General features: G+C 69.1%; 14 protein-coding genes. 4 read left to right on the top strand and 10 right to left on the bottom strand.

Annotated elements, in window-relative coordinates; translation table 11 throughout:
• Window position 1: 1 nt before the first annotated feature.
• Together F9C41_RS18410 and F9C41_RS18405 are read left to right on the top strand one after the other, a co-directional pair.
• Entirely contained in the window at window positions 2–859 is an 858-nt protein-coding gene (locus F9C41_RS18410; protein ID WP_196279831.1) for a TIR domain-containing protein, read from the top strand.
• On the top strand, window positions 856–2,940 hold the full coding sequence (locus tag F9C41_RS18405) for a hypothetical protein (RefSeq protein WP_155388059.1): 2,085 nt from the start codon (window positions 856–858) through the stop codon (window positions 2,938–2,940). Before F9C41_RS18410 ends, F9C41_RS18405 begins: the two co-directional genes overlap by 4 nt.
• A gap of 155 nt (window positions 2,941–3,095) precedes the next feature.
• Here the strand turns inward: F9C41_RS18405 and F9C41_RS18400 are convergent, their stop codons facing one another.
• Window positions 3,096–3,686, bottom strand: coding sequence for a hypothetical protein (locus F9C41_RS18400; protein ID WP_155388058.1), 591 nt, complete (start codon window positions 3,684–3,686; stop codon window positions 3,096–3,098).
• Window positions 3,687–4,001: 315 nt separating this feature from the next.
• Between F9C41_RS18400 and F9C41_RS18395 the strand changes: the two genes are divergently transcribed.
• Both F9C41_RS18395 and F9C41_RS18390 read left to right on the top strand, forming a co-directional pair.
• Entirely contained in the window at window positions 4,002–4,916 is a 915-nt protein-coding gene (locus tag F9C41_RS18395; protein ID WP_155388057.1) for a hypothetical protein, read from the top strand.
• A 290-nt stretch (window positions 4,917–5,206) separates the two neighbouring features.
• Window positions 5,207–8,119 carry an RHS repeat domain-containing protein gene (locus F9C41_RS18390; protein WP_155388056.1) on the top strand — a complete coding sequence of 971 codons (2,913 nt, stop codon included), beginning with the start codon at window positions 5,207–5,209 and terminating at the stop codon, window positions 8,117–8,119.
• 152 nt (window positions 8,120–8,271) lie between these two features.
• Here the strand turns inward: F9C41_RS18390 and F9C41_RS18385 are convergent, their stop codons facing one another.
• From F9C41_RS18385 to F9C41_RS18350, 9 genes are all read right to left on the bottom strand, one after another.
• Window positions 8,272–8,433 carry a hypothetical protein gene (locus F9C41_RS18385; protein ID WP_155388055.1) on the bottom strand — a complete coding sequence of 54 codons (162 nt, stop codon included), beginning with the start codon at window positions 8,431–8,433 and terminating at the stop codon, window positions 8,272–8,274.
• 68 nt (window positions 8,434–8,501) lie between these two features.
• Entirely contained in the window at window positions 8,502–9,458 is a 957-nt protein-coding gene (locus F9C41_RS18380; protein ID WP_230689727.1) for an endo alpha-1,4 polygalactosaminidase, read from the bottom strand.
• The gene (locus tag F9C41_RS18375; RefSeq protein ID WP_196279830.1) at window positions 9,455–10,084 is read right to left on the bottom strand and encodes a spherulation-specific family 4 protein; all 630 of its coding nucleotides are present in this window, start codon (window positions 10,082–10,084) and stop codon (window positions 9,455–9,457) included. The genes F9C41_RS18380 and F9C41_RS18375 overlap by 4 nt, the downstream gene beginning before the upstream one ends.
• Window positions 10,081–11,412 (bottom strand): hypothetical protein, encoded by a 1,332-nt coding sequence (locus F9C41_RS40725; RefSeq protein WP_196279829.1) that lies wholly within the window; start codon window positions 11,410–11,412, stop codon window positions 10,081–10,083. The genes F9C41_RS18375 and F9C41_RS40725 overlap by 4 nt, the downstream gene beginning before the upstream one ends.
• A complete protein-coding gene (gene pelF, locus F9C41_RS18370; protein ID WP_155388053.1) occupies window positions 11,409–12,866 on the bottom strand; it encodes a GT4 family glycosyltransferase PelF in 1,458 nt (485 codons plus the stop codon). The genes F9C41_RS40725 and pelF overlap by 4 nt, the downstream gene beginning before the upstream one ends.
• Window positions 12,867–12,876: 10 nt before the next feature.
• Window positions 12,877–14,832: a hypothetical protein gene (locus tag F9C41_RS18365; RefSeq protein WP_155388052.1), complete on the bottom strand. Its 1,956-nt coding sequence runs from the start codon at window positions 14,830–14,832 to the stop codon at window positions 12,877–12,879.
• A gap of 128 nt (window positions 14,833–14,960) precedes the next feature.
• Window positions 14,961–15,926: a UDP-glucose 4-epimerase GalE gene (gene galE, locus F9C41_RS18360; RefSeq protein WP_155388051.1), complete on the bottom strand. Its 966-nt coding sequence runs from the start codon at window positions 15,924–15,926 to the stop codon at window positions 14,961–14,963.
• A gap of 493 nt (window positions 15,927–16,419) precedes the next feature.
• Window positions 16,420–17,013 carry a P-loop nucleotide/nucleoside kinase family protein gene (locus F9C41_RS18355; protein WP_155388050.1) on the bottom strand — a complete coding sequence of 198 codons (594 nt, stop codon included), beginning with the start codon at window positions 17,011–17,013 and terminating at the stop codon, window positions 16,420–16,422.
• A 330-nt stretch (window positions 17,014–17,343) separates the two neighbouring features.
• Entirely contained in the window at window positions 17,344–18,330 is a 987-nt protein-coding gene (locus F9C41_RS18350) for a cellulose binding domain-containing protein (RefSeq protein ID WP_155388049.1), read from the bottom strand.
• Window positions 18,331–18,415 lie beyond the last annotated feature (85 nt).

Below are 18,415 nucleotides of genomic sequence, written 5' to 3'. Positions count from 1 at the left end.
CATGCCGACGGTATTCATCAACTCCCGCAACGAGGACGGCGCGTACGCGGCATCGCTGCTCTACGACGCGCTCGTGCAGCGGCTGGACCGCGACCACGTCTTCAAATCGAACCGCTCCATCCCGCCGGGTGAGGACTACGCGGCCATGCTGCTGCGTCAAGCGGCCGGATGTGACGTGATGCTCTCCGTCATCGGACCGGCCTGGCTGACCGCCGCCGCCGCCGACGGTGTACGCAGGCTCGACCAACCCGACGACTGGGTGTTCCAGGAGATCGCCGCGGCCATCGGCAAGGGGCGGCGGGTGATCCCGCTGCTGCTCACCGGTGCGGCCATGCCGACGGCACAGGACCTGCCGCACGACATCCGGGCCCTGGCGAGCTACCAGTACCGGCGCCTGGACCACCGCAACTATCCCTGGGACATCGCGCGGCTCATCGACGACCTGCAGGACCTCGGGACCGAACGCACCTCCACTAGCCGGTCCGACCGGAAGGAGCCGCAGATGACCCACCACATCGAGAACATCGCCCGCGATCACGCGCACGTCGGCAACCAGATCGCCAGCATCTCCGGCAACGTGTACTTCGGGCCGGCCCCGGCGGCGCCGCCGGACCTCGGTCCGCTGCTCGACTCGCTGCGCAGCCACCTGGAACTGGCGTATCGCAGCGGACGCCTGGACGGCGAAGCACACCGCGAGGCGACCTCCGAGCTCGACGTCGCCCAATCCGACGCCTCCGCCGCCGACCCCGAGGCACGCGGGCGGTTCGTCCGCGCGATGCGCCGCCTCGAACGGCTGGTCGGCGATGTCGGCCCGCTGGCCTCGCTCGCCGCGACCATCCTGGCCAAGGTCACGGCATGACCGCCCTGGCCAACCCACCGAGTCCGGCCGTACAGAACATCGCGCAGGACGACGCACACGTCGACGTTCAGATCGGAGTGCTGCACAACGCCAACTTCTACGGCGTCGGCAGCCAGCCCAACCCGCAGCGCCAGTTCCGGGTGGGCGTCAACTTCCTTCGCGCCGGCGTGCCCCGCAAGGCCGAGGAGCTCATCAGCGAGGCGGTGATGAACGGCTACAAGTCCGCCGAGGCCGCCTACCACTGGATGCTCGCCATCCTCAGCGGGCAGTCACTGGAGTTCCTCACCGTCACCCACTTCGACAAACTCCGGTCGGCCCGCGAGATCGCCGACAGTTCGCCCCGTGGCCGGTGGAGCGATGCCATCGACGTGGTGACCGGCCTGTTCGACTGCGCGGTCAACCAGGAGATCGGGAAGAACGACACGGCCGAGATCGACCGGGTCGTCGGCGCGCTCAACCAGCTGCCGGCCGCGAGAATGGAGGAGATCACCGGGAACCTCGACATGCTCCTCAGCGGGGCCCTGCAGGGTCACGTCGAGAAGACGGAGGTGAAACACGCCCGCGCGAACCGCTTCCGAGGTACGCGGCGGGTACGGGTGCCGCTGTTCTTCGAACCTGTTCCCTTCGCCCCCCGCCACATGTACCGCGAACCCCCGCCGGTCGCCAAGGCCCGCATCGTCTGGCTGCTGGTCGGCTCATTGCTCGGGATCGGCGTCGTGCGGGCACTGCTGCCCCTGATGCTGCAGTCCGGCGCCATCCTGACCGTCGCCGCTGCGGCGGCATGGGTGGCCGGCAGCTCGCTCTACCTGATCAGCGTGCCGAGATGGCGATTCCTCACCCGCCCTGCCGTCCCACGGCGGGCCGACGACGGCAGACGGGCCGGGCTCAAGTGGAAACCCGAGGTTCCCCACAAGGAGAGGCGATTCCAGCACAGCCTCTCCAGGGCGCTGCACAAGGCCTTCGGCGAGTACGCCGTAGACCGGACTTCGCGCCTCGCCTGGCTCGAAGCGACCAAGCCACAGCGGAAGATCCTGGCCCAGGCGCTGAGCGAGTTCTACTCCGACGTCAAGGTCAACGAGATCTACTGGCTGGTCAGGCACCACGCACGGGTGGCCGCCGCGCGCTGGCGGCACGAGGCCATCCTGACGCCGCCGACGCAGCGCCCGAGCGCGACGCTCACCCTGCGCTGCGTCGGAAGCATCGCGCTGCTGTCGATCGCCACCGTGCTGGCTTCTGTGGTGAACTCGACCGGGCCCGGTTACGGCATCCTGCTTCAGGTGCTCGGACTCGTCGCGGCGGCATGCTGCGTGCCCGGGATCGACGCGCTACTGCAGCGCAGGTACGAACGAAGCACGGGCCAGGCGAGTGCTGATCAACGCCTGGAGATCGAGCAGGCGGCCTACAAGTCGTGGCAGAAACGGTTGGAGGCCCGTCCCACCGACATCGAGATGGGCAAGTGGCTGCAGTTCGACCTCCAGCATCTCAAGGCCACGGCGATGGAGCTGTACGGCCTCTCCCACCAGGACGTCATCGCCCATCTGGTACTCACCGAACCGGACGAGGGGTGCCTGCGGGCCCGGTACGTCTTCGGCCCGGTGCGCTACTCCCGCTACATCGTGACGATCTTCCTCTTGACCGGAAGCGGCGTACGCCAGTGGCGTGCCACTCTCGACTTCGGCTCCGGCGAGGAGCGCAAGCAGGAGCGACAGTCGTTCCGATACGACGCCATCGCCATCGCCAGAGTGGCCGAGCTGGGGCGTCAGTGGGGAACGACGGATCCGACGACCGGCCGGGTGCTGCTCAGCCGGGCGCTGCGGGTGATGCTCGTCGACGGGAACGCCGACGCCATCGACATCAGGATCGAAGGCTTCGGCGCGGGCCTGTCCGATGCCCGGGAGCAGGACGCGCAGCAGCTCTACGAGCTCGCGATCGACTCATCGGGCATCAACTCCGCGCTGCGGGTGCTGGAAGCGGTCGCCGCGGACGGCCGGCAGTGGATCCAGCGTGACCGTGAGCGCCGCCGCCTGCACGCTCGCAGGTACGCCGACGGCGAGACAGGGAGGCCGGGCGGCGGAGCTTAGCGCTCGCCGGAGGGTCGACGCCCATGTCGGACCTTTAGTCACCTCAGGCAGGCCGCCGGTCCTCTGCTTGACGCCTACGGTCGGCGGCCGTAGGCGAGGGCGCCCACAACGAGCCTCCCATCAGGGCGGCACCGCGCAGATCTGCGGCGGGTAGATCAACCATGGCGCGCACGCCAATCGTCATAGGCAGCCATCTGCTTTGCGTCGAAGTTCTCGACCGGCCGGCTGCGCAGGCCACGCAAGCCGAAACTGACCGTGCTCCACAGCGGGGTGCTCCTCCACAGAGCCTGCAACGTCGGCAGGTGCTCCACCTCCCACAACACCTCACGCAGGGCGTCGGCCATCGCAGGACCCCTCCGCCCGTGATAGACGCCGCTGCCCTGGGTGTTCAACTCCCCGACGTCGGCGAAAGCGGCTTGATCTCGAAACACCATGTCAAGGCTGAGCTTCCAACGCTCAGGTGCATAGCCTGTCGGCGCGGGCCAGGCAGCTGAAGCGTCCACGCTCAGATGCCTACAGAACGACAGGCTCGGCAGACCGTCACTCCAACTCGGGCGGCCCCACGACACCTCGAACCCGTCTTCGAGCCCCGCCTGTTTCGGCTCCAGTCCGTCGATGTCGATCGCCAGAAACGCCCAGAAAACCCTCCAGGCTGCCTCCGGACTTTCCACGCAATGCGGGTCCGAACCCTGATCGCGGAGCATGTCCCGCAGGACCTCTGCTGCGTCCGGCCACAACACGAGCACGCCACAACCTAGCAGCCCACCGTGACGCTTAAGACGGTCCGAGCCATCTCAAGAGCTGGTTCCCCCTACGCCCGCGAGCGGGTATCGGCGTCCGACTACGCCCGCAGGTGGATCCGCGGTCGCCACCGCTCATCCGGGGTGGACCGCCCGGGTAGCACGTCAGGCCGACGCGCGGCGGCCGCCGGGCCGCGACCATCAGAACCGTCACCGCGTCACGCGGCAGTGATCTCGCACAGCGGGCACCTTGGCGGGCTTCGCGCTCGTCGCCGGCGGCGGCCGGTGGCGACCGACCCGCTATCACGGAGGAGGAATACGATGCAAAGACTCAGGTGGAGACGCCGACTGGCCGTGATGGTCACCGGAATCGTCGCCGCTACCGGGATCTCAGTCGTCGTCAATGCCCCGGCCGCCCATGCCGGTGCCGTCCGGACGGGCGCGTTCGTCGGCGCGACCAGAATCGGCACCCAGCTCAACGTGGACATGGGTCTGTCGGCGGGTCAGTACATCCTGTCACCCGACGGCCGCTTCGGCCTGCTGATGCAGACAGACGGGAACCTGGTCGCCTACGGGCCTTCACCTTGCGGGTGGTCCCAGCCCAACATCTGCCGGGGCCCGTATGACTGGTGGGCCAGCAACACCGGCGGCCAGCCCGGCAACGCGGTCTTCATGCAAAGCGACGGCAACCTGGTCATCTACCGTCCCAACGGAAGCGTCGCCTGGGCGTCGAACACCGGCGGTTCCGGTGCGACCAAGCTGATGGTCACCGACGAGGGGCGCTTCTACCTTGCACGCTGGGACGGTTCGGTAGTCCGGATGCTGATGGGCCTGTCCGAGCAGCCCAGCTACTACACGTACGCCGGCAGCATGCCGACCAACTATCGTCTCGCCACGCTGCGCTACATGTCCTCGCCCAACCAGGTCTTCCACCTGATGCAGCAGCAGGACGGCAACCTGGTCCTGTACGGGCCCGCCAACAGCGTGCTGTGGTCCGCCGGCACGTACCACACCAACGTCTACGGCATGAGTGTCCGAGAAACGCGGATGCAGTCGGACGGCAACCTGGTCGTCTACAACAGCTCCGCCGCCGGCGCCACGGCGGTGTGGGCGTCGAACACGGTCGGGGCGGGCCCCAGCCCGGAGCTGGTGCTGCAGAACGACGGGAACCTGGTCCTTCGGTCCTGGTCCACCTGGCAGGTGTTCTGGCAAACGGGCACCGGCGGCCAGCTCTGACACGTACCGCCCCGCCGACCATGTAATCAACGACGTGGTCGGCGGGGTTGTTGCCGGACGGCGGCGCTGACCGCACTCCTTCCAACGCCCAGCCGCTGACTCGCCTCGGCCCGGCATCTGCGCCCAGAAGTTGGCACGAGCCGCGGCACGGTGTTCCCTTCAGGACATCGGTGCTTGTCTTGTGAAGGGGTGGAGAAGGTCGGCGAAAAGAGGAGTTCTGCTGTCGCCCGCCTGACATACCATGTGCCGATTCCCGGGCGGCATCCCGCCACCGGGACACGGGAGGAACAGTGAACCGCCTCAACGGGCATCTCGCGCGCTGCGCTGCCCTAGTGACGCTGGTCGGCACCGGCGTGCTGGTGGCCGCACAGCCCGCCGCAGCCGGATATGCCGGCTTCGACGCTGTCACCTGGGCTTACACCGACTCACACGATCCTGGCAAGTCGTTCGTCAAGCGTGCCGAAGACGCGCCGGTCGGCACGCGGATCGACGCCGCCCAGCAGAAGCACACCTCGCGCTTCTACTTCGCCTTCGACATCACATCGCTGCGCAAGCAGGTCATCCATGCGGCCGACATCGGCGTCCGCGAGCGCAGCGTGGCCGAATGCGGGGCCGAAACCACCATCGAGCTGTGGCGCACCGGCCCCATCACCGCGCACACCTCGTGGAACAAGCCGCCCGCGGAGCTGGAGCTGCTGGCCACCAGGCACGTGACGCCCACCTGGTCGTGCCCGGGCTGGATCGGCGCCGAGATCCTCGACGCCGTCAGTGCGGCCGTCGCCCGAGGCGACGCTAAGATCACCTTCGGGATTCGGCTGACGGCCGCGGACGAGCAGAACCCGGCGCTGGCCCGCACCGTCGCCGCCGGCGCGGGTATGACCGTCTCCAGCAACGTGCCCCCGACGGTCAGCGACCCCCGCGCGTCGGCCTATGGCGGCGAAGGCAGCTGCGGCACGCTGCGCAAGCCGACGGCCGCCAACCGCACGGCGTACCTGAGCGCGACGATCGCCGACCCCGACAACTCCGGCTACACCAACGGCCAGGTCGCCCTCTGGCCGGCCGACCACCCCGACCAGCGCACCGAGGTCGACGCCTGGACGTACGGCCCCAACAAGATCTCACGGGAGGTGGACCTCGACTACGGCGACAAAACCCTCGTCGCCTGGTCCGCCCGGTCATACGACCAGCAGGACTACTCGCCTTGGACCAAGACGTGCTACCTGGTCGTCGACAGGACGGCACCGGCCCAGGGACCGGTCGTCACCTCGCCCGTCTTCGTCGACGACGAATCCATCCCCTCCGGGGGCGAAGGGCTGGCGGGCAAGTTCCTGTTCGACGCCCGCGGCGACCGGGATGTCACGGCCTTCCGCTACTACGTCAGCAGCCTGGGCTACTCCCAGATCGTCGCGGCCAAGCACCCCGGCGGCCGGGCCGCCATCAGCTTCACGCCCAAGTGGGCCGGATCGCACACGCTGACGGTCGTCGCCCTGGACGCGGCGGGCAACGCCGGCCCGGAGACGCAGTTCAACATGTGGGTCCCCTGGACCGCACCGGGGGTTCAGGTCGAGGTCGGCGGAGTGGGGCTGCCCAGCACCATCTCCATGCAGTCCAGCCTCGCGGGCCTCACCGGGTTCAGCTACCAGATCGACGGCGGCCAAGAGGTCAGGTTCCCGGCCGCGGCCGACGGCACCGGCAGCGCGCCGTTGACGTTCACCCACGCCGGCTTCTCCAACGTGACGGCCCGCACCTACGTCAAGAACAAGGTCGCCGGGCAGGTCGTCCGCGAGGTCCTCGTCTCCGACGCCCCCACGGTCAGCTCTGAGAAGTTCAACTGGGAGCACCAGTCCGTCCTGGGCGACCAGGGGACGTTCACGTTCCGGCCCGGCATCACCGGGGTCACGGCGTACGAGTACTCGTTCAGCGGCAACGACGGCTGGCAGCGCGTCGCCGCCCAGGCCGACGGCACCGCGGTGCTCGACTGGACCGCCGACCGGGCCGGCTGGCTCGAGATGCTGGTGCGGACCGTTCAGGCCGACGGCAGCACCTCCGAGCCGATGCAGTACTACTTCGAGGTCGCCGACCCGCGCCCGGTGATCTGGTCGGACGCGGGTACCAGCTACCCGCGTACGGACGGCGTCGGCCTGCCGAGCTCCCTCACGTTCAACAGCTGGATGCCGAACATCACCGGTTACGCGTTCACCTTCGACGGCGGTCCCGAGCAGACGATCTCCGGCGGCTCCTACGCGTACACCACCGTGACCCCGACCCACCCCGGTGCCAACACGGTCGTCGCGCAGGCGATCTACGCCGACGGCACCAGGTCACCGGCCAGGACGTACACGTTCCAGATCACCGACGCGCCGATCGTGTCGTGGAACGGCGACAACATGATGCCCGGTGACACGGCGACCTTCACGGTGCGGCCCGCACAGCAGGGCGTGGTCTCGTACCGGTACGCGTTCGACTCCTACTACCCCGGTGATGCGACGCAGACGATCCCGGCCGCCCCGGACGGGACCGCCGCGGTGCCGTACACCGTCGCCTCGCCTGGCTATCACGTGGTGGAGATCGCCGGCGTGAGGGCTGACGGCACGACGTCGGACTTCCGGATCTACGGGTTCATCGTGTCCGACCCGACCGTGGGCGTGTACGGCTACTACCGGGACTTCATGACCATGGGCGGCATCGGCGTACCCGGCTGGATGTCGTTCCACAGCGGCATGTCCCGCCAGGTCGTCAAGTTCGTCTACCAGGTGAACGGCGGTCCGGAGCAGGACGTGCCGATGCCGCCGGAGTCCGCAAGCGCGTCGACGACGATCACCCCGGACCGCAACGGCGTCAACGTCCTGACGGTGAAGAGCCTGATGACCGACGGCCGCTACTCTCCTACGACGACCTACGACTTCCTCGTCGGCACGGCGCCGTATGTCACCTCGGCGCAGTACCCGAACAGCAGCTGGGCCGGTGGTCCGGGGGTCGCCGGGGAGTTCCGGTTCAGCGGCGGCACCGGCGGCATTGTGTCGTTCGTGTACACGATCGACGGCCAGACCGCGGGCGAGGTCGCGCCGAACGCTGACGGTGCCGCCTCGGTGGCTTGGACGCCGGCCCAGTCGGGCAGCTACACGCTGCGGGTGCACGGCAGGCTCGCTGACGGCACGACGACCGACCCGAGCACGTACTACATCTACGTTCGGTACGTGTAGCACTCGGCGTCGCGCTGAGACCGGGGGCCATGTCCGTGCTCGGGCATGGCCCCCTCCGAACATGCAGTACCAGACAAGCGATTCAGGGGGAGAACACCGTCATGCGGTGTTCTCCCCCTGTCTGTGTTCGTCGTGGTCAGCGCTCGAGCCGTCTACCGTGGCCTTGCCGGCCATGTGACGACGAGATGGTCGCCGATGCCGTGCAGCCAAACTGGTCCTCGTAGCCACTCGGTCGCGCGGTCCATCGGGGCGAGCACGACGGTGACGTCGTCGATGCCACCGGAACGGATCGCCGGTGGGGTGAGGTCCAGCACTCGATGATCATAAGGCGGTGCGGCGCACCAGCGATGTGCGGCCGGAGATCTCCCTGCTCGCGGCCGGCTCAGGGGCAGGCGGTGCGTTGGGCGCCCAACTCCAGCGGTTTGCCGATCGAGGAGAAGCCGAGCGGCTTGGTGACCGGGCAGAACGCCGCAGGCGGCAGCTCGTACTCGACGTGGAACACCGGCTTGCCCGCCGCGATGAACACGCCGAGCGCCGAGCACTCCCGGTACTTGGCGCACTCCTCGTTGACCGCGAAGTCCATCACCCCGACCAGGTCGGCGGCCTGTTCGACGTCGTTCTTCAGCCCGACCGCCAGCCCCAGCCCCCGGGCGAGCTTCGCCACCCGGCCGTTGAACTCGAGCTGGTCTGCGGCGCGCAGCGGGAAGCCGCTGTCGTTGGCGTACGCGTCGACGTTGTCTGGTTCCACCCCGTCGAAGCCCTTGTCCCGGCACATGGTGAACCGCGCGGTGAGGATCGGTTCGAGCAGATCCCAGCGGCGGATGTCCACCCAGCGCTCGCCGGGCCAGCCGCTCAGGTCACGCCCGAGCACCTCGGCCGGGTAGCGGCCCCGGTCGGGCCGGAACTCCTCGTAGGCACCGGCGTTGACGTAGCAGATCACCTTGCGCCCGGCCCGGTGCAGGTCGGCGACCTGCGCTGCGGTGGTGGTGAACGCGTCCAGGTCGTAGACGTCGGCGGCGACGGTCAGGTCGATCTTTCCGGAGAGCTGCCACTGCCAGCTCGCCCCGACCCGTGGTTGCCAGCGCCCGCCCGCCGGAGCTGCCCCCGGCGGCAGGCCCGGCGCTGCCGGGTCCGCTGACGTCGAGCCGGTCGGGGCCGAAGACGGCGGGGTCGGGGCGGGGGCCGCCGGGTCCGTCGCGGGCCCTGTGGGCGCCTGCGCGGCCCGGGACTGGTCGGGCGAGGATGTCGGGACCTGCGCGATCGCCGTGACGGCGAGCCAGATCCCACCCGCCAGGGTCAGCCCGATCGCGACGGGCAGCAGAGCGCGCCGGGCGTTCACCGGTTCACCGCCACTGCGCGCAGCCACGACGGCACGCCGCAGTAGGGCAGCGGCGCGTCGAGGTCGGAGACCAGACCGGCTCCGGCGAGGTGGGCCAGGCGGGCGTGCGCGTCGGCGATCTCCTCGGCCGGTACGCCGTAGATCAGGTGCGCCGCGTTGGGCCAGTCGGGTTCGTCGAGCAGTCGGCGGTAGGTCGACCACGGTCCTTCGAACGTGCAGATGAGATCGGCGAGCGGGGCGTAGTCGGGGTGCGGACGGGTGCCCGGATTGAGCGCGACCGTTCCTCTGGCCCGCGCGGCGTGCCGGGCGACGGCGGCCAGCCCGGACTTGTCGGCCGGCGCCTGGTCGAAGAAGACGCCCTCGACCGGATAGTAGTGCCACGCCAGCACGTCACGGGTGATCGCATCCTCGCTACGCCGGAGGTAGCCGAGGTCGACGTAGCCGATCATCGGGACACGGGCGGCCTGTAGGAGTGCGGTGGCGTCGAGGTAGGCCTCGTCGATCGCCTCTCCGGGCCCGTTGTGGATGTTGACGATGGCCGTGACCGACGGTCCGGCGGCGGCGACGGCCCGCCAGGCAGCTGGATCGACGAGGGGGTGGACGTAGAGCGGCACCAGCGTTGTCATTGATAACTCCTGGGGTCTTTCATGGCGCTGACGGTTTCCAGTAGGGCGGGTGGATAGAGGCAGAGCAGGATCAGTGCCGAGGCTTTCGCGATCGCGACCGGCGTGTCCGTCAGCAGAGCGGAGACGACCAGGGCGGTGAGGACGATCAACGCACCGGCGGACCACACCAGTACGGCGGCGCTCACGGGCTGCCGGTGGGCGACCAGCACCAGGCAGATCGCGTTGATTCCGGCGAGCAGGATGGATGACGTCAGCGCCCATCCGGCCGGCGACGACGCCCAGATCGCCCCGGCGGCGCCGGCCAGCAACGGTAGCGCCAGAGCGAGCCCGGTGCCGCGGCCGACTTGGCGCAGGTGGCGGCGGAAGGACGCACGATCGGCGAGCTGCGCCCGGCCGTCGGCCACCCGCCGCTGGTGCCACAGCAGCATCAGCTCCGTCAGCGGTATGGCCACCAGCAGCGGTACCGACGACATCGCGGGTGCGGCGGTGCCCGCCGTCTGCAGGACCACCAGGACGAAGAGCACAGCCTGGCCCGCGCCTACGACGCCGTGGCCTGCTGCCGTGGCGTACCGGCGCAGGTCTGGTCGCCAGGGTGACCGGCCGCGGCCCCAGGCGGGCAGGTAGGCGACGACGAGCAGTGCGGTCAGTGAGATGGCCAGGGCGGCGACGCCGACCCGGCCCGCGCCGGCGATCATGGCGCCGGCCGCGATCCAGCAGGCCACCGCGGCCGCGAGGGTGCGCCGCTCCGTCCCCGTGACCAGCGCGGCGGTACTCGTCGCGAAGAGGATCAGCTGTGCCGCACTGACCAGATAGGACGTCAGTGATGCACCCGAGATCGCGAGCAGCGTCGCCCAGGCGGCGGCGAGCGCGCCGAATCCGAGCGCGAGTTTCCTGGCGGCGCTGGACCGGCCGCCTTCGTTGGCGGCGCAGTAGCCCAGGTAGGCCAGCGACTGCGAGGCGCCCCAACCGACGACGAGGAGCCCGGTCGTGGCGTACCAGGGCAGCGCTGCGAGTAGCGGTGCCGCACCGATGGCCGCGACCGTCGGGGTGAGATAGAGGCCGGTGCGTACCATCGCGCTGATCACGGGCAGCCGTAGCCGCCCTGGCGCCGGTGCCGGGTCGGGCCGTCCCACGGTCGCCAGGACCTGCCCGGCCAGGGTGAAGACCGAGGCATGCCCGTAGTCGCGGCTGGCCACTCTGTCGTTGATGCCGGTCGACTCCAGGATGGCGGCGACCTCATCGGTATCGGCGGCCCAGCCGACCCGGGCGCGCATCTGCGCGGCCAGCAGCGCCGCCGGTGGCGGCACCGGTGCCAGTTCGGTGCTCATGAGGCACTACCGATCAGCAGTTTGTACCGCTCCTGATAGGCGTCCAGACAGCGTTGCAGCGTGAAGCGGTCCAGTGCCCGTTGCCTGCCCCGGCGGGCCAGATCGTGGCGCAGCTTCCGGTCTCTCAGTAGTTCGGCGCAGGCGTTGCCGAAGGCCACCGGGTCGCGTGGGGGAACGACCACCCCGGCGTCTCCTACCATTTCGGCGACTCCGCCGACGTCGGTGCTCACGGTCGCGCGTTCACACATCATCGCCTCCACAATCGTGTATGGCATGCCTTCGGAGATGCTGGACAGAGCAGCCACGTGCCCGGCCTCGAACGCCTCCCGGCTGCTGGACACCGGTCCGGCGAACGTCACGGCGTCGGTGAGGCCCAGCTCGGCCACCAGGTCGTGGCACATCCGGGCGTAGTCGGCGTTGCCCTGCGGTACGGGTCCGGCCAGGTGCAGGCGGGCGTCGGGGACCTGTCCACGGACCACGGTCAGCGCCCGGATCAGCGTCGGCAGGTCCTTGAGCGGGTCGATCCGGCCGACCCAGGAGATCGTCGGCGTCGCCGGCTCCGCTGTCAGCGGCGGGAACCGGTCCGGGTCCACGCCGTTGGGTATGACGGTGATCTTTTCCGGGTCGGCGCCATGGCGCTCCTCCCACCGCTGGTTGAACCCGCTGACCGGGGTGATCAGATCGGCTTCGGCGTAGGCGAGCCGCGCCAGTGCCCGGTGGAACCGCAGCAGCGCCACCTTCACCCCAGCCGACTGATCGCCCACCGAGAGGTAGCGTTCACGCAGGTAGACGCCATGCTCAGTCATCAGGAACGGCACCCCGAACCGCCATTTCGTTGCCATGGCCACCAGCGACGACAGCCCGTTGGCGTTGGCGTGGCACAGGTCCACCGGCGGCAGGACCGCCGCGAGTGGGCGTACCGCGTGCTCGATCAGGACCGCGGCCTGATCGGCGTCGTGCAGGGTGAGCGGCGGCAGCGGCCGGGCACCGGTGCTCCCGGCCGCCTGCCACGCCTCGAGCAGCAGCTCCGCCAGCGGTAGTCCGTAGAGCGGATGCCGGCCGATGAGCCCGTGCCTGGGGCATGTGGCCAACCCGGTCCGGCACCTGGCGCATGAACTGCGCAGGTCGGCCAATTTCGGGAGGGCGAGTTCGCGCAGGCCCTCCCGGAACACGGCCAGGTGCTCGGGCGAGTCGCCGAGCATCCCCGCGCACATCCGCGCCGCCGCCCTGATCGAGCGGCGGCGCGATGCCCTGGGCCGGTCCCAGATGGGTACGGCGGTAAGCGACGCCACGTTGTCGGGCACGGTCAGCGCCGGTGTCATGGACGCCGTGCCGACCACGGTGACCAGGTGCCAGGAAACGTCGGTCAGCCCGCGGACGAGCTGGTCGCACCAGGTGCTGACACCACCGAGCACATACGGGTACGTGCCTTCATTGATCAACGCGACGTGCATCGCCAGTCCCCTACGGCAGGCGGAGAAGTTGCTGGCCGTTGGCGCCGAGGCTGGTCCAGCCCGAGCGCTCCGGCCCGTAGACGGCGCCGTACGGGCCGCCCATGAGCTCGATGCCGAGCACCGACAGCATGATGGTCTGCGTGTTCGCCGGGACGGTGATCGGCACGGCGATCGCGCCGCCCCGGTTGATCACGGTGACCCGACCGTTGAGCAGGTAGGCCTCCACGGTGCGGGCGGCGATCGCGGCCCGCCACGCGGCCTGCTGGCTCTGCAGCGTGGCGACCTCGCTCATCCTCGGCGTGACGATCGGCGTCGCGGTGGTGAACGCGGCCCGGTACCTGGCCAGCACCGCGTCGAGCACCGGGTAGACGATGCGGTCGGCGGTGAGGTTGGACTGGTGGACGTAGTGCGGCCGCGGGTCGGCCGTGACGACGTGGCCGTAGGCGATCCGCGTCTCCACCGGGACGATGTAGCTGTCGAATCCGGTGCCCGGATCGAGCGGTGCGATGCAGGTCGACGCCGGGTTGCTCTCGCAGATCCCCGAACCGCCGTCGGCGACGCTGGTGTAGATCCAGTTGTACTCGTCGACCTCGTCGGCCTCGGTGGCGACGTTGTAGTAGATGTTCATCGGGTGCCGCGGCACCGTCCGGGCCGCGCCCACCGCCCGCGGAGCGGGCTCACGGGAGGCGTCGGAGGCGATCACCGTGATGCCGGCCTGCGCCAGCGCCGGGGCAAGGTTCGGGTTGTCGACGGCCATCTGCGGCGCCGACCGCAGGCCCGAGTGCTCACCGGTGACGACCTCGGCCCTGTTGAAGCTGATGCCCTTGCTCTGCGCCCAGGTCACGTTGTCGGTGAACTGGGCCCTGATCTCGGCCTGCGAGGTGTAGACGATCGCCCCGGTGGTCGGGTTCGTCGCGCATCGCCACGGCACGGTGGAGAAGTCCTGGACACAGCCGAGGTAGGGGTGCCCGAAGGTGTGGTTGAGCCAGCGGAACTGGGCACGGTCGGCCAGCAGCCGAGCCGTCAGCGGGTCGGTCGGCCCGGCATCGACGCTGCCTTCCGCGTTGAAGGCCAGCTCCAGCTTCATGGCCTGCGCGTTCTGCCACGCCACGAGAGCGGTGACGTCGGCGGCGGTCATCCGGATGTCGGCGAGCGGGTTGGGCGTGTCCGGGCAGTCGTCACCGGTGGTGCAGTTGCGCTCGGCGTCCCAACGCGCATCAGGCAGGAACACGTCGTCGACGTGCACACTGAGCCAGTTGCGCCAGTGGCCCAGGTGCACGCCCTGGGTGAGCCAGGTGAGCAGGCCGTGCCCGAGCTGCGCGGCGACGTTCTGGTACTCGTTCATCGCCAGCGTGATGACCAGTTCCTCGCGGTTGCCGTTGCGGTAGACGCCGATGATCGCGCCCGACGCCGGGCTGGTTCCGTTGACCAGCGCGGTGTAGGTGGCGCCGGCGACCGGGGTGGCGAGGTACCCGTAGCTCTCCGTGACACCCGGGTCGACGTCGTCGACCGGCAGGACGCCGTTGAGGTAGCCGAACCCGGCTGCCTGGCCCGCCGGGGTGACCCCGAGCTGACCTCCGTCGAGGACACCGCTCCAGGTGGTGGTGAGCCCGACCGCCGCGGACGGCGCGGTATAGGCGTCGATCTGGCGTACGCCGAAGGTCTGCTCGAAGGTGGCGAGCACGGCGAGTTCCGCGGCCGGCAGGGCGTGCTCGTTGGGCAGCACGACGCCGTTGTACTTGGCCCGCGGGCGCCCCGAGACGGTGTCGGACAGGGCACCGGCGGTCAACGCGGGCCGGCCGGGCTGGTTGAGGTTGATCGTGTCGTAGGGCACGCCCTCCCGGTCCATCTGCGCGGTGATCACCCCGACCCCGGCGGAGCCGTCACTGAACACGAGGACCCGCAGGTCCACGCGGACCCCGGAGGCATAGGCCTGTGCTGGTGCGGCGGCGAGCGCCGTCACCATGAGGCACGCGCTGGCGCAGGCCGCGGCTAGGCGGGCCCCACGCCGGCGTAGGGACGATGTCAAGCGGAACACGGGTTTGACTCCTCAGATGGCAGGGTTGAACCGGTTGGTGAACGGGTCGGTGGAGGTCAGGCGGCAGCCAGGCTGCAGTCGCCGGCGGCGGAGCGGACGATGTCGTCCAGTCCGAAGCGCGCGGTCCAGCCCAGCCGCGTCGAGATCGCCTCGACCTGGGCGACGACCTCTGCGGGGTCACCGGCACGGCGCGGGCCGACGAAGTAAGGCAGGGTGCCGTACCTGCGGCCGATGGCGGTGATCATCTCCAGTACTGAGACGCCCACGCCTCGGCCGACGTTCAGCACATCAGCCTTGAGGCAGCCGTCGACCAGCGCGAAGGCGGCCTGAACGTGGGCATCGGCGACGTCGCGTACGTGCACGTAGTCGCGGACGGCGCTGCCGTCGCGGGTCGGATAGTCCCCGCCGTGCAGGATCGCCGCGCTGCCCTGGCGGGCTGCGTCCAGGAGCCTGGGGACCAGGTTGGTCAGACCGGTGTCGCGTAGCTCGGGCGTGGCCGCTCCTGCGACATTGAAGTAGCGCAGCGCGGCCCACCGCAGACTCGCGCTGGCGGCCGTGTCGCGCAGCAGCCACTCGCCGACGAGCTTGGTCCGGCCGTAGGCGTTCTCCGGCTGGGTCGGCGCGGTCTCCGGGATCGGCCCGGCCTGCGGCGGCGTGCCGTAGACGGCGGCGCTGGAGGAGAAGAGCACATGCTCGACGCCGTGGGTGACGACCGCCTCGAGCACCGATCGCAGCCCGTCGAGGTTGTCGCGGTAGTAGCGCAGCGGTAGCCGGATCGATTCGGCGACGTCCTTGCGGGCCGCCAGATGGATCACGCCGACCGGGCGGTAGCGGGCGACGACCGCAGCGAATTCGGCCGGGTTGCAAACGTCGACCCGCGCCAGTGGAACCCCGGCCGGTACGCGCTCAGCCTTCCCGGTGGAAAGGTCGTCGACGACGACGACCTCCGACCCTGCGGCGAGCAGGGCGTGTACAACATGCGCGCCGATATACCCGGCGCCGCCGGTCACCATCCAATACATGCCCTTTCAACGATGTGTTGTCGTTTTGATACGGGCAAGTCGTATCGGAGACAGTGAGTGAGCACAAAAGGCTCGTCTACTAGGTATTTCGCATGCTTTAAGTCGTACATATGGATTTTCGGAACCAACTGACCGGCCCGGTTCAACGTGCCGATCCGCGCAACCGCGTCAGTTTCCGGGCATGACAGGTGACACGAGCGCAAGAGCTTCATCAGCGACGCCGGCATGAGAAACAGAACTGATGCATCGTCAAGACCTGATGTCTTGTTGAGGACTTGCGCGTCAGAGATTGCAGCCACGCAACCACGCGATCAGCGAAGAGACCTACCGACAGCTGGGCCGACGCCAAAGACGGTATCCGCCGTGACGGTCGCCTGTGCGTGGTGGCCGGACGGCTCGGGCGCCTGGGCCGGCGCGACCAGCTCAGAGAACGATCGCCGACACCTACGGGCCTACCTTCACCTAGTGCTATGACCGCCAACGTTGACTGGGTTCAGGGTTGGCTGGGCGGTGTCACGAGGGAGGGCCAAAATCGCTGAGCCCAGTCAAACCAGCTCTCATCCCCGAGCGGCGGGGAGGGCAGAAACGAACCGGAGAGCTCGTCTGCGTCGGGGACCTCGAACTGCTCTCTCCAGGGGTCGAGCTCCGCCTCGGCCATGGGGAATGTCTGCTCTGGCGTATGTTTCCAGCGGTTCTGAATCCGGCTCCATTGCACCTCGCGTTCCACCGGCAGGTACACGATCTCACACGACGCTCCCACGGAAGCGGCCATCCAACGGAGGGCGGAGCGCTCATCGCGCGACCAGAATCCGAAGTCGAGAACGACGCTGAGCCGCAGGCGCAGGACGTCGACGGCCAATGCGATGAGCCGGCCCTCCAGCAGCCACCGCTTGCCGTCGGGCCGCGCCTGGTGACGGTCTTCTTGGCCGAGCAGGGACAGCGCCCAGTCGTCGGCGGTGAGCTGCAGGGCTCCGCGCTCGGCCGCCAGCTCCCGCGCTCGCACGGTCTTCCCGGACCCGGGCAGGCCTACCATCAGGAATAGTGTGGGCGCCTCACCCGCCTGCGTATCGCTCACCGTCTCATTCATGTGGTCCATAGTGCCCGGCACTCGCCGACAAGCATTCGCGACCAACCGCAAAGTCGGCCAGTCGGCCGATCAGGGCCCCGACCTCGCCAGTGCCGAACGCTACAGCTCACATGGGACGTCCCTGGGCAAGCCACCAACGCCTTCTTGGCCGGAGGGGCGGCTTCGGCCGGCCCACCGGGCGCTCATCGTTTGGGGCCATCTCCGCCGGACACACGCGCTCACCTTTACCTGCTTGCGCCACACACTCGCCGTAGAGATGGGCGACGGTGGGTGCGAACAGGCAACGCCGGGTGTGGCATGACTGCACACGCCACGCCCGGCAGGCCGATGTCACCGTGCTGGTGGAGGCGGCGGCGGGTCGATGGCGATGCTCATCTGGGCGTACGGCCCGAAGTTGCCCGAGGCGTCCCAGGCCCGCACCCGTACCGTGTAAATCCCGAAACCGGTGAACGGGACGTATCCGCTGGTGCCGCCGACTTTGCTGATCAGCGTGCCGTTCAGGTAGATCTCGTACCCGACCAGGAACGTCTCGTCCGTCGCGGCGTCCCAGCGCACCGTCAGGTGGGCGGGCGACATGCCACCGATCCGCAGGTTCGCGGGTGCAGTCGGCGGAATCGCGTCCGGCAGCTGCCCGACGTGCAGCGGCGCGAACGCGGAGATGTTGCCGGCCGCGTCGACAGCCCGTACCCCATAGGTCGTGACCATCGGTGGCGGTGTCGGCATGCTGTAGCTCGTCGTCGTCGAGGTCCCGATCTGCGTGGATCGGTGAAAGATCTGGTACTCGACGACGCCGGTGTCGTCGGTGGACGGATTCCAGACGATGCCGGTAAACGAACCGGTGGCGAAGCGAACGTTCGTCGGCGTGGAAGGCGGGGTCACGTCAACCGCCGGCGGGCCGGAGCAGGGTGCGCCGTTGACCGTGCAGCCCCGCGGCTCACCGCTGCCGCTCGCCACCCAGCCGAAGCTGGTCGAGGCGCCGGCGGTCAGCGTGCCGTTCCACGACATGTTGGTGAAGACGAAGCGGCTGCCGGCGCGGGTCATGCTCGCGTTCCAGTACGAGCCGAGCGTGGTGCCGGCCGGCAGGTCGAACTCGACCCGCCACGAGGTGAGCGTCGCCGCACTGGGGTTGTGCACGGTCATCTTGCCGACGTAGCCGCTGGACCACTGGCTTTCCTTGAAGAAGGCCACGGTCGCCGCGTGTGCTGGAGCGGGCAAGAGGGTGATCGCTCCCACGCCCACGACGACTGCCGTGGCGAGTCGGGCGATCCGACGAAGAGGAGCGGTTGATAGTCTCATATCGATGAATACTAGAGACATCCATCAATCACAGGCAACAGCCACTGCCGCGGTCAGCGCTGTCACGAACCGGTTCATCGTCGCGGGATCGGCGCAGTCCATGCCG

The organism is Catellatospora paridis, from assembly GCF_009720365.1.
Classification (GTDB): domain Bacteria; phylum Actinomycetota; class Actinomycetes; order Mycobacteriales; family Micromonosporaceae; genus Catellatospora; species Catellatospora paridis.
Note: the sequence above shows the minus strand (reverse complement) of the source record. Positions and strands in the feature narration are given on the sequence as shown.